Here is a 12,403-nt window from a genome sequence, read left to right as displayed (position 1 = left end):
GGCACGCCGCGGGTCAGCAGCAGGCGGGCCAGCCCGGCCATGCCCACCCCGCCGATGCCGATGAGATGCACGTTGCCGAGGTCCTCGGCGGTCAGTTCGCCGGCCGGCCTGAGCTCCGCGGTGTTCACAGGTCCACTCCCTTAACCAGGCTCATCGAGTCTTCGCGACCGCTTCGAGAACGAATTCGAGCAGCGCCTCGTCACCGTCGCGACGACCGTACCGGGCGGCCGCCTGGCCCATCTGAGCGAGGCTCTGCCTGTTCCGCGCCAGCGGAATGATGTGCTGCTCGATCCACTCGGGGGTGAGCTCGTCGTTGTCGACCAGGATGCCGCCGCCCGCGTCGACCACCGGCTGCGCGTTACGCCGCTGCTCCTGGTTGCTGAACGGGTAGGGCACGTAGACCGCGGGCACGCCGAGCGCGGTCGTCTCGGCCACCGTGATCGCGCCGCCCCGGCACAGCATGAGGTCGGCCGCGGCGTAGCCGAGCTGCATGTCGGACAGGTAGGGCAGCACGACGTACGGCACCGGAAGGTCGTTCGGCACCTCGAACGGGTCGTTGCGGCCGCCCTGCACGTGCAGCACCTGGATGCCGGCGTGGGCCAGGCGCTTGGCCGCGGCGGCCACGGCCAGGTTGACCGTGCGGGCGCCGGACGAGCCGCCCGAGACGAACAACACCGGCAGGTCGGGCCGCAGACCGAAGTGATACAGCGCCTGCGGCCGCAGCGCGGCCCGGTCGAGACGGGTCAGCGACGTGCGCAGCGGGACGCCGACCACCCGGGCGTCCTTCAGCGACTCGGCCATCTGAGGCTGCTGCGGGAAACCGACCGCGACGTTCTTGGTGAACTTCATGCCCATCCGGTTGGCCACGCCCGGCGGCACGTTGACCTCGTGGATGACGATCGGTGTCTCGCGCCGCCACGCCGCCAGGTAGGCCGGCACCGACACGTAGCCGCCGAACCCGACCACCACGTCGGCCTGGACCTCGTCGAGGATCTTGCCCGCCGCGTGCGACGACTTCCACATGCGGTCGGGGGTGCGCAGCAGGTTGAGGTTGACCGACCGCGGCAGCTGGAACGCGGGGATGATCCGCAGGTCGTAACCCGTGGGCGGGATGAGCTCGTTCTCCATGCCCTTGGGGCTGCCCAGCGCGGTGATCCGCACCTCGGGGAAGTGCCTCTTCACCGCGTCGGCGAAAGCGAGCAGCGGATAGATGTGACCACCGGTGCCTCCCCCGGCGAGCACGACCGACCGCAGCAACCCCATTACCTTCTCCCCTCGGCCCCCGTGCCTGCCTTCGCCGGAGCCGGCTTCGGCCGCCGCGACGGGGGAAGCGGCGGCAGCGGGGCCCACACTAGTCGTACCCATCGAGCGGGCGGACGCGCGTTCAGGGCGAGTGACGCCTGCGGTTCGGCCCGGGCGAACGAGGCGAGCATGCCGACCGCCGCCATGGTGACCACCAGTGCGCTACCACCTGCGGAGATGAACGGCAGCGGCAGGCCGGTGATCGGCAGCATGCCGGTCACGCCGCCGATGTTGATCACAGCCTGGGCCACCATCCACGTGGTGATCGCGGCGGCGGCCAGCCGGCGGAACGGGTCCTGCGAGCGGCGGGCGATCCGGAAACCGGTGTAGGCCAGCACCGAGAACAGGGCCAGGATGAGCGCGCAGCCGACCACGCCCAGCTCCTCGGCCACCACGGCGTAGATGAAGTCGTTGTCGGCCTGGGGCAGCCAGTTCCACTTCAGTGCGCCCTTGCCCAGCCCGACCCCGAACCAGCCGCCCTCGAAGATGGCCGACCGGGCCTGGATCAGCTGGTAGCACGGACCGTCGAGGTCGCACGACTCGATCGGCTGCAGGAAGTTGGTGAGCCGGGCCAGCCGGTAGTTGGACTCGCCGGCCTGACCCGAGCCGGCGCCGCCGGACGCGGCCGCGATCAGCAGGCTGATGCCGGCCAGGCCGAGCACACCGAGCGCGGCGAAGACCCGCAGCCGCACCCCGGCCGCCCACAGCAGGCCGACGATGAGTGCGAGCAGCACGAGCATGCTGCCCAGGTCGTTGTAGCCGACGAGCACGAACAGCAGGCCGACCACGGGGAACAGCGGGCGCGACAGCTCGCGCCAGTGCCCCAGCGCCGGGCCCTTGCGGGCGATCACGTCGGCGCCCCACAGCACCATGCCGAGCTTGGCGAACTCGGCCGGCTGCAGACCGATCGGGCCGAAGTAGAGCCACAGCAGGTCGGCCCGGATCGGGCCGATCGCCGACCGGCTCAGCACCCCGACCGACTTCAGCGCGCCCAGCAGGTCGAGGATGCAGAGCAGCACGATGGCCGCGCCCAGCACGAACTTGCCGAGGTCGCGCAGGGTGCCCGCGGGCAGCCGCTGGCACACCCAGAACGCGAACAGGCCGAGCAGGGCGAAGACGGCCTGGTTGGCGATCGCGCTGAACGCGTTCCCGTTCTCGGCGAACGCCTTCACGCTGGTGGCCGAGAAGACCATGGTCAGCCCGATGAGCAGCAGCAGGCCGGAGCTGGCGAGCAGCAGGTAGTACGAGGAGAGCGGGCGCGCCAGCATCCCGTGCACCGCGGGCAGCAGCTGCCGGCTCAGTGACGGGCGGGGTGCCTGCTGAGACCGGTCTTCCGCCATTCACTCATCTTCGTCCCGGCGACACGCCCGCCGGTGTCATCGGGTGGGCGTGTCGCGAGAGAGATCTATCCCATGGTTGCCAGGAAGTCCGAATAGAACAGGCCCAGTCCGATGGCGACGCAGATGCCGGCCACGATCCAGAACCGGACCACGATGTTGACCTCGCTCCACCCCGCCAGTTCGAAGTGGTGCTGCAACGGCGACATGCGGAAGACCCGCTTGCCGGTGGTCTTGAACGAGATGATCTGGATGACCACCGACATCGTGATGATCACGAACAGGCCGCCGATGATGACCGACAGCAGCGTGGTGCGGGTGGCCACGGCCAGGCCGCCGATCAGGCCGCCGAGCCCGAGCGCGCCGGCGTCACCCATGAAGATCCGGGCCGGCGACGTGTTCCACCACAGGAAGCCGACACAGGCGGCCGCGGCCGCCGCGGCGATCATCGCGATCTCCAGTGGATCCCGTACCTGGTAGCAGTAGTCGTTGACCCGGGCGTAGTCCGAGTCACCGCACCAGTGGCGGTACTGCCAGAAACCGATCAGCGAGTACGCCCCCAGCACCAGGATGGACGCGCCGGTGGCCAGCCCGTCCAGGCCGTCGGTGAGGTTCACGCCGTTCGACATGGACATGATGACGAACACGAAGACCAGCACCGAGCCGACCTTGCCGACGTCGAGCCAGCTGATGTCGCGGATGAACGAGATGCTCTCGCTGGCCACGGTCTCGCCGTTGGTGCTGGGCACGTACAGCGCGACCACGGCGAACGCGCCGCCGACGATCAACTGGCCGAGCAGCTTGCCCTTGGCGCTCAGGCCGTCGGAGTTGCGGCGGCGCACCTTGAGGAAGTCGTCCAGGAAGCCGACCACGCCGCAGAACACGAACAGGCCGAGCAGCACGAGCGCCGTCATGGTCGGCGACTCCTGCGCGATCTGCCGCTCGGGCAGCGTCGTCAGGGCGACGTGCCCGGCCGCGTACGCGATGACCGTGGCGAAGATGAACACGACCCCGCCCATCGTGGGCGTGCCCTTCTTGCCCTGGTGCGTGGCCGGCCCGACCGTACGGATGGGCTGGCCCGCCTTGAGCGCCGTGAAGACGCGGATCGCGATCGGCGTGCCGAACAGCGAGATGATGAACGCGACCGCGGCCGCGACGATGACTGCCCTCACGGGCGAACCTCCTCGGGGCGCAGTGAGTCCACCACGTCCCACGTGCGGTACCGGGAACCCTTGACCAGCACGACCTCGCCGCCGTGGAGGTCGTCGTGCAGGACTTCGATGGCCGAGGCCTGGTCGGCGGCGAGGAAGGCCGAGCCCGTCCAGCCCTCGGTCGCCAGCGCGCCGTCGGTGATCGGCGCGGCCTCCTCGGCCACCACGATCAGCCGGTCCACGCCGAGCTCGGCGGCCAGCCGGCCGACCTCCTCGTGGCCGGAGCGCTCGTGCTCGCCCAGCTCGGCCATGTAGCCGAGCACGGCGACGGTGCGGCGCCCGCCCGCCATCGCGGCCTGCGCGTGCAGCGCGGCGGCCATCGAGGACGGATTGGCGTTGTACGAGTCGTCGATCACCGTCGTGCCGTCGGGGCGGGTGAAGACGTCCATCCGCCGGACCGACGCGATGCCGACCTCGCCCAGCGCGGCCACCACGTCGTCGAAGGGCAGGCCGGCCGAGAGTGCGACGCCGGCCGCGGCCAGAGTGTTGGCGACCTGGTGGCGCCCGGCCACGGCCAGCTCGACCCGGGCCGCCCGGCCCTCGAAGTGCAGCGTGTACGACGCCCGTCCGGCCGGACCGACCTCGACGTCAGTGCCCCGCAAATCCGACTTTTCCGATTCACCGGTCAGGAGGACTCGCGCTGCGGTCCGCGACGCCATCCCGGCGACCAGCGGATCGTCCGCGTTCAAGATCGCCACACCCGACGACGGGAGCGCCTCGACCAGCTCACCCTTGGCCTGTGCGGTCCCCTCGACCGACCCGAACTCGCCGAGGTGCGCCGCCCCGATGTTCAGCACCGCCCCGATCGACGGCCGCGCGATGTCGGTCAGGTAGCGGATGTGCCCGATCCCCCGCGCGCCCATCTCGAGCACGAGGAAGCGCGTCTCCTCGGTCGCCTGGAGCACCGTGTACGGGAAGCCGAGCTCGTTGTTGAGCGAGCCGGCCGGGGCCACGGTCGGCCCGAGCCGTGCCAGCAGCTGCCCGATGTAGTCCTTGGTCGTCGTCTTGCCGTTCGACCCGGTCAGCCCGACCACGGTCAGCTCGTCCAGCCGCGCGACGACAGCCTGGGCCAGCTTGGCCAGCGCGGCCAGGGGCTCGCCGACGATCACGCCCGGCTCGCCGGTGTCGCGGGTGCTCAGCACGGCGGCGGCCCCCGCGGCGACGGCCCGGGCCGCGTACTCGTGCCCGTCGACCTTCTCGCCCTCGAACGCGACGAACAGGCCGCCGGGGCCGATCTTGCGGGAGTCGTACTCGACGCCCCCGGTGACCGCGTGCCCCGGTTCCGCGTGCACGACGCGACCGCCGGTGATCTCAGCGATCTCGGCCAAAGTCAGTCGGATCACGAGTGTCCTCCGGCCGCGGCGGTCAACGCCTCGGCGAGCTCGATCCGGTCGTCGAACGGCAGCATCTGCCCGTTCACCTCCTGGCCCCGCTCGTGCCCCTTGCCCAGCAGCGCGATCACGTCCCCGGGGCCGGCCAGCCGGACCGCCTCGTCGATCGCGGCCCGGCGCCCCGAGACTTCGATGATCTTCGCAGCCGCGCCGGACTGCTCGGCGCCGGCCCGGACCGCGGCCCGCACCTCGGCCGGGTCCTCGGTGCGCGGGTTGTCGTCGGTGACGATCACCAGGTCGGCTCCGCGGGCCGCGGCCGCGCCCATCAGCGGGCGCTTGTCCTTGTCGCGGTCGCCGCCCGCGCCGAGCAGCCCGATCAGCCGGCCGCCGCGGCTGGTGGCCAGCTCGCGCAGCGCGGCCAGGGCGGCCACGATGGCGTCGGTCTTGTGCGCGTAGTCGACGACGCCCAGCACCTCGCCCGGGGCCGACACGCGCTCGAGCCGACCCGGCACCCCGGGGCAGGTCGCGATGCCGTCGGCCGCCACCTGGGCGTTGATGCCGACCGCGACCAGGGCCGACAGGGCGAGCAGGGCGTTGGCCACGTTGTGCCGGCCGGGCAGGGCCACGCCCGCCTCGACCTCGACCCCGGGGCCGTGCGCGACGAAGCGCTGGCCGAACTCGGACGGGCGGACGTCGGTGGCCCACCACGTCGCGGCCGGGTCACCGTCGGCCGAGTAGCTGATCGTGCCCGGCTTGAACAGCGGCCGCAGCGCCTGGTCGTCGAAGTTGAGCACCTCGAACCGGCAGCGCCCGTCGAACAGCTTGGCCTTGGCCGCGAAGTAGTCGTCGGCGTCGGCGTGGAAGTCGAGGTGGTCGAGGCCGAAGTTCGTGTAGCCGCCGACCGTGAAGCCGATGCCGTTGACCCGCCCGATGGCCAGCGCGTGACTGGACACCTCCATGACCACGGCGCCGACCCCGCGCTCCAGCCCGGCGGCGAGGATCGCGTGCACGTCGGTGGCCTCGGGGGTGGTGCGCACACTGTCGACGACCAGGTCGCCGATGCGCGTCTCGACCGTGCCGATCAGCCCGGTGACCACGCCCGCGGCCCGCAGACCCGATTCCACCAGGTACGCCGTCGAGGTCTTGCCGGCCGTGCCGGTGATCCCGATCATCGTCAGCCGGCCCGACGGGTCGCCGTAGATCGCGGCCGCAGCCGTGCCGAGCACCGCCCGCGGGTCCTCGGCCACCAGCACCGGCAGGCCCGCGGCGACCGCGGCGGCGTGGCCGGCGGCGTCGGTCAGCACGGCCGAGGCACCGGCCGCGGCGACGTCGCTGATGAACTCGGCGCCGTGCCGGTTGGCGCCGGGCAGCGCCGCGTAGAGATCACCCGGGCGGACCGCGCGGCTGTCGTGCGTCACGCCGCTGACCTCGGCATCGACGCCGGTCAGCGTGGCCGGCAACAGCGCGGCCAGCCGGGCCAGCCGGTACGGAGCGACGGAATCGGGGCGGGGAATGCCGGGCACGGCGTCAGACCCTACCCCGTGCCCGGCTTCGTACGGAAAACGCCATGCGACGGCCGCCCGGGTTCATGGATGGATCTTGAACGTGGGCGCCTTTGTGCTGGAAGGCGGCACTCGGCCGTGCAGCAGCGCGAACGACATCATCTTGGCGAAGGCCGGCGCGGCCACGTCGCCACCGGTGCCCTTGGGCACGTCGGCCGAGACCGCGATGACGTACCGCGGGTTGTCGGCCGGCGCCATGCCGATGAACGAGCCGTAGTTGGCGCTCGTGTACTGCCCGTCGATCAGCCGCTTGCCGGTGCCGGTCTTGCCCGCCACCCGGTAGCCGGGCACGGCGGCCTGGGTGCCGGTGCCACCCTTGTTGTCGACCACGGCCTCCATCATCAGGCGCAGCTCGGCCGCCACGTGCGGGTCGAGCACCCGGTGCCGCTCGGGCGCCGGCGCGGCGGTCACCTTGCCGCCCTGGCCCGAGATCATCGCCTTGATCAGGTGGGGCTGGATGTACTCGCCGTCGTTGGCGATGGCCGCGTAACCGGCCGCCATCTGCACCAGCGTGGCGTCCACGCTCATGCCGATCGGCACCGAGCCCGAGGCCGAGCCGCTCCACTCGTCCGGCCCGAGGATCTTGCCCTCGGCCTCGCCCGGCATGCCCTCGTTGGTCGACTTGCCCAGCCCGAACTTCTGCTGGTACTCGATGACCTTGTCCTTGCCGAGCATGTCGGCGATCAGGATCGTGCCCACGTTGGACGAGTACGCGAGCAGGCCCGGCATCGTCATCTTGGTGCCTTTTTTCTGCATGTGACCGTCCTGGAAGCGGTAACCGCCGCGTTCCAGGGCCGGGCCGATGGTCAGCACCGAGTCCGGCTTGATGTGCCCCTCCTGCAGGGCCGCGCCGAAGATGAACGCCTTGTGGATCGAGCCGGGGTCGGCCACGATGCTGCTCGGCACGTCCTCGCGCTCGGTCGGCGTGAAGTCGCCCGGCTTGGCCGCGTTGTAGGCCGGGTAGCTGGCCTGGGCCACGACCTCGCCGGTCTTGACGTCGATCACCACGGCGCCGCCGATCGTGGCCTTCACCTGCTCCATCTGCTCGGCCAGGATGCGCTGCACCTCGTACTGCAGGTCGCCGTCGATGGTGAGCTGGAGCGAGGTGCCGGGCTGGGGCTCGACGAACTTCTCGTAACCGCCCGGGATGGGCTTGTTGAGGTCACCCGCCCCGATCTCGAACTTGCGGCTGCCGTCGGCGCCGCGCAGCAGCGAGTCGTACCGCGCCTCGAGACCCTCCAGGCCGGAGTTGTCGGCGCCGGTGAAGCCGATCAGGTTGGCCGCCAGGTCGGCGTTCGGCACGTCGCGCCGCTCGTCCTCTTTGATCACGATGCCGGGCAGCTTCATCGCGCGGATCCGGTTGCCGGTCGAGATGTCCACACCCTGGGCCAGGAACTCGAACCGGGACTCGCCACCGCCGGGCCGGTTGTGCCGCGTCATCAGCGGCACCAGCTTCGACTGCTGCACCCCGAGCACCGGCGCCAGGATCGCCGCCGTCTGGGCCGGGTCCTTGACCAGCTTCGGGTCGACACCGACGTAGCGCGCCTCCACGCTGTGGGCCAGCACGGTGCCGTCACGGTCGAGGATGCTGCCGCGCGGGGCGGGCAGGCGCACGTCGGCCAGCCGGCTCTCGCGCAGCTCCATCAGCCGGTTGGCGTCCTCGGGCGAGGCCGCCACCTGCAGGATCACCAGCCGGATGCCGATCATCACGAACAACGACAGCGCGAGCACGGCCCCGACCCGCAGGCGCCGCGTGCTGTTGGCCAGCTTCGGCGGCTCGGCGACGGCCCGGACGGCCCGGTCGACCCGCGGTCCGCTCACGGTCCGTCGTGTTCCAGGCTTTCCCGGCGTACGAGGTGAGGCCGTGATCCGCCCCGGCCGGGCCGGCTTGGCCGCGGTCGTCCGGGCCCGGGGCTTGTCGGCCACGGTGCGCGTGGCCGACCCGGTCCGGGCGGTCGGGCGGCCGCCCCGCCGGCGGTCGAGCTCGTCGTCGTCGTGGTCGGGCTCGGGCCTGCGGCTGCGCGGCGGCTGCTGCTTCTTGTCCTTCTTCTTCGGCTCGGCCGGAGCCTCGGGTTCGGCCGTCGCCCGGCCGCGGCGCGGCGGCTGCCCGCCGTCGAGCACCTGCAGCGCCGGCCGGAACGGGTCGGAGGTGCGCCCGGCCCGCGGCGAGCGGGTGCGCTGGTCGCGTTCGGCCACGGTGCGCCCGCGCGGCGTGTAGGCCCGAGCGTCGCCGATGCCGCCGAACCCCCGGCTCCGTCGGTCCGTCGTCTCGTCGCCCTCGATGGGCAGGTCACGAGACGTGCCGCGCCGGGGCTGAGCGCCCCGGCGCGGTGGAGTGTCGTCGGCCCGCGGCATCCGGCTACCGCCCGGCGCCGTCGGCGGGCGTCACGTTGTCGGCCCCCTTGTCGGTCAGCGGGCTCGACTCGCCGATGCCCTCCTGGGCGGTCGGCGAACGGTCACCGGTGGCCGGCTTCGGCAGGTTGACGATCTTGCCGTCGGGCAGCCGGAGCTGAGCCACGCCCTTGGCCTTGACCAGGCCGAGGCGGCGGGCCGCGGCGTCCAGGTTGCCGACGCTCGACGCCTCGACGACCTGGTTCTCCAGGTCCTGCCGCTGGTTCTCGAGCACGGTGTTCTGGTTCTGCAGGTCGGCGATGCGGAACGAGTTCTCGTTGGTCTTCGTGTTGATCAGCAGGATGCCCAGCACGCCGACGATCACCACGCCGATCACCGCCCCGACGAACGGCGCCCGCGGTCCACCGTGGATCGGCGGCGGCGGAGCGACCCGCAGCCGCGGACCGGTGGCGGGCTCGGTCGCCCGCAGCGGCTCGGCCGTGACGTCGAGCTGCAGCGCGGCGGCCCCGTCGACCGGCGCCTCGACCTTGCGGCCCCGGCTGCGCCCGGCCCCGGTGTCGCGGGCCTTACCGCGTACGGAATCGGAAGTGCGGGCACCGGAACGGGCCGGACGGCCCTCGCCCTGGTCGCGCTTCTCGCTCCGCATCCCTGACCGGCGCGTGTCGGACCGGCGTGGCCCACCGTCGTCCTCCGCACCGGCGAAGCGCCGCGCCCCCCGGCCGGCGTTTCCCGGAGCGTCCGCATCGCGGCCTGCACCCGTCGTGTCGCGGCGCCCGGTGGTCCGGCGCTGCGGATCCGCGGTCCGGCCCCCCGACCGCGGCGCCTGGTTGCGCTCGCTCATGCTTCCCCCTCCCCCTCTTCAGTTCCCCCGGGCGTAACCGCCCTTGTCCCCCGTGCGTTGTCTACCGTCGGGGCCGTTCGCGGGCGGCCCCGGATGGTGCGTCGTGCCGTTCGAGGCGCTCGACCGCGCGCAGCTTCACCGAAGCCGCTCGCGGGTTCTCCGCGACCTCTTGCTCAGTGGGCGGCTCCGACCCCTTTGTCAGCAGCCGCAGGGTCGGACCCGTCCCGGGCAGTTCGACCGGCAGGTCGACCGGCCCGGTGCTGCGCGTCCTCGCGGTGAGGGCGCGCTTGACGATCCTGTCCTCCAGAGATTGGTAGCTCATCACCACAAGCCGCCCCTTCGGGGCAAGCAGGTCCAAAGCCGCCGGTACGGCCGCTTTGAGCGTGGCGAGTTCGCCATTTACCTCAATACGTAGCGCCTGAAACGTTCTTTTCGCGGGATTTCCACCCGTTCGTCGCGCGGCGGCCGGGATAGATGCCTTGACCAGCTCGGACAGTCGCGCCGTGGAGACAATTCTTTCCTTCTGCCGCTCGCGGACGATCGTCGAGACGACCCGGGTCGCGAACTTCTCCTCGCCGTACTGCCGCAGGATCCGCACCAGCTCGCCCGGCTCGTACTCGTTGACGACCTGCTCGGCCGTGAAGCCGGACGTCTGGTCCATCCGCATGTCGAGCGGGGCGTCCTGGGCGTACGCGAAACCGCGGTCGGCCTCGTCCAGCTGCAACGAAGAGACACCCAGGTCGAACAGTCCGCTGTGGAACTCGGCCAGATCGAGCCCGTCGAGCACCCGCGGCAGCTCGTCGTAGACCGCGTGCACCAGGTGCGTACGGCCGGCGAACCGGGCCAGACGATGACCGGCGTGCGCGAGCGCCTCGGTGTCCCGGTCGAGCCCGACCAGCGTCACCTCATCGAATCGCTCGAGCACGGCCTCGGCGTGCCCGCCCAGGCCCAGCGTGAAGTCGACGTGCACGGCGCCCGGCAACCGCAGGGCGGGAGTGAGCAGCTCGAGGCAACGCTCGAGCAGCACCGGCACGTGCGTGCCGCGAAGCTCCCCCATGTCGACCCCCACTCGCTGTCACGCGCGCCCCGCCCGGCACCGACCTGCCGGTTGTCTCGTCACACCGCCGCGTTCGTCACCGTTCCGCGGCGCACCCCGGACGTCCGTCCGTACCGCCAGATCCCCATCCGCTCGTGCCCGTCGCTCGCCCGTTGCCATCGGGCGCGCTCGGGGCCGGACACGCGCCTGGCGCCGGGGAAGAGGCGCCAGGAGCGGGAGCGGCTGGAGATCTCGCAGTACGGAAAGCGCGACGTCCGGGCCTTCGCGGGCCCAGCCGAGTGCCACGCCTACAGTCCGCCGGGCAGCACCCCCTCCTCGATGTCGGCGAACTCGTCCTCGCTCGCCGCGAGGTAGTCCTCCCAGGACTGCTTGTCCCAGATCTCGACGCGGGTGCTGGCCCCGATCACCACGAGCTCACGGTCGAGACCCGCGTAACCGCGCAGATGCGCCGGGATGGTGACCCGGCCCTGCTTGTCGGGGATCTCGTCGTGCGCGCTGGCGAAGAAGACCCGGCCGTAGGCCCGGGCCGCCTTGTTGGTGACCGGCGCTTCGCGCAACTGGCCGGCGATGCGCTGGAACTCCGGCATCGGGAACACGTACAAACAGCGTTCCTGCCCCTTGGTGATCACGACACCTCCCGCCAGTTCATCTCGGAACTTCGCCGGAAGGATCAGCCGCCCCTTGTCATCGAGGCGTGGGGTGTGCGTGCCGAGGAACATCGGCGCCACCCCCTGCCCCCGGGCGGTTCGCGGTCCGCCTGTCAACTCGGGTCGGCAGGTCGCTCAGGTGAGGTTCGCCATCGGCCCTGCCACTGCGCTCCACTCTACTCCACTTCCCTCCACTCGCAAGCGGAATGAGCGGGGTCGCGAAGGTTGCTCGCACACGAAACCCCAGCTCAGCGAGGGGTGGGTCGAGTGGAGGGCCAGACCATGATCAACCCCGTCCGGTTTCCGACATCCTCCGACTTCGCTGCCAAGAATCCCCACGAACACGCCGAAACCTCCCAGACAACAACCCTGTCAACCCCTCCCGTGGAGGAATGTGGAGGGGGATCGTGGCGCAAGTTGCGGTAGGACGGTTCGGGGGCGGGGGATGCCCCACTAGGGGCGGTCAGGCTTGATCCCTGCGTGGGTCATCCCCCGCCCCCGAACCTCGGCACACTTGCGCCACGATGGGGGTGGGCTTGGTGCAGGTCGGGCTGGGCGGAGGGCTGCCGGCTGCGAGGGCTGGGAGCGGCGGGGGGCTTGGGCGCGTGAGCTGCGTACACAAGGAAGAAGGGCCCGGCTTTCAGCCGGGCCCTTCCTGGGGGTGCTGGACGACAGTGGGGGGGGGCCCCCCCCGGCCGGCCCCCCCGCGGGGGGGGCGGGGGGGGGGGCGCCGGGGGGGGGGGGGGGGGGGGGGGGGGGGGGG

The 12,403-nt window shown here is 71.7% G+C and carries 8 protein-coding genes and 1 pseudogene; all 9 read right to left on the bottom strand.

The genetic code is table 11. The features are described 5' to 3' along the window. Positions 1 to 150 precede the first annotated feature (150 nt). Positions 151 to 1,263: an undecaprenyldiphospho-muramoylpentapeptide beta-N-acetylglucosaminyltransferase gene (murG, locus tag M1L60_RS46395; protein ID WP_253244024.1), complete on the bottom strand. Its 1,113-nt coding sequence runs from the start codon at positions 1,261 to 1,263 to the stop codon at positions 151 to 153. After that, positions 1,263 to 2,642: an FtsW/RodA/SpoVE family cell cycle protein gene (locus tag M1L60_RS46390; RefSeq protein WP_253244023.1), complete on the bottom strand. Its 1,380-nt coding sequence runs from the start codon at positions 2,640 to 2,642 to the stop codon at positions 1,263 to 1,265. The genes murG and M1L60_RS46390 overlap by 1 nt, the downstream gene beginning before the upstream one ends. 65 nt (positions 2,643 to 2,707) lie before the next feature. Then, positions 2,708 to 3,811, bottom strand: a complete 1,104-nt coding sequence (mraY, locus tag M1L60_RS46385; protein ID WP_253244022.1) for a phospho-N-acetylmuramoyl-pentapeptide-transferase — start codon at positions 3,809 to 3,811, stop codon at positions 2,708 to 2,710. Next, complete coding sequence (locus tag M1L60_RS46380) at positions 3,808 to 5,193, bottom strand: UDP-N-acetylmuramoyl-tripeptide--D-alanyl-D-alanine ligase (protein WP_253244021.1); 1,386 nt, start codon at positions 5,191 to 5,193, stop codon at positions 3,808 to 3,810. Before M1L60_RS46380 ends, mraY begins: the two co-directional genes overlap by 4 nt. Further along, positions 5,190 to 6,704, bottom strand: a complete 1,515-nt coding sequence (locus tag M1L60_RS46375) for a UDP-N-acetylmuramoyl-L-alanyl-D-glutamate--2,6-diaminopimelate ligase (protein WP_438862228.1) — start codon at positions 6,702 to 6,704, stop codon at positions 5,190 to 5,192. Before M1L60_RS46375 ends, M1L60_RS46380 begins: the two co-directional genes overlap by 4 nt. Positions 6,705 to 6,767: 63 nt before the next feature. Continuing rightward, positions 6,768 to 9,098, bottom strand: coding sequence for a peptidoglycan D,D-transpeptidase FtsI family protein (locus M1L60_RS46370; protein ID WP_253244020.1), 2,331 nt, complete (start codon positions 9,096 to 9,098; stop codon positions 6,768 to 6,770). 4 nt (positions 9,099 to 9,102) lie between these two features. Next, on the bottom strand, positions 9,103 to 9,741 hold the full coding sequence (gene ftsL / locus M1L60_RS46365; protein WP_253244019.1) for a cell division protein FtsL: 639 nt from the start codon (positions 9,739 to 9,741) through the stop codon (positions 9,103 to 9,105). Between the two features lie 259 nt (positions 9,742 to 10,000). Then, a pseudogene (gene rsmH / locus M1L60_RS46360) lies at positions 10,001 to 10,993 on the bottom strand (16S rRNA (cytosine(1402)-N(4))-methyltransferase RsmH); the annotation flags it as partial. Between the two features lie 287 nt (positions 10,994 to 11,280). Further along, positions 11,281 to 11,712 (bottom strand): division/cell wall cluster transcriptional repressor MraZ, encoded by a 432-nt coding sequence (gene mraZ, locus M1L60_RS46355; RefSeq protein ID WP_221376123.1) that lies wholly within the window; start codon positions 11,710 to 11,712, stop codon positions 11,281 to 11,283. Positions 11,713 to 12,403: the final 691 nt, after the last annotated feature.

Origin of the sequence: Paractinoplanes aksuensis (genome assembly GCF_024137025.1) — a bacterium.
GTDB classification, from domain to species: Bacteria; Actinomycetota; Actinomycetes; order Mycobacteriales; family Micromonosporaceae; genus Actinoplanes; species Actinoplanes aksuensis.
This window is presented reverse-complemented; position numbering and strand designations above follow the sequence as displayed.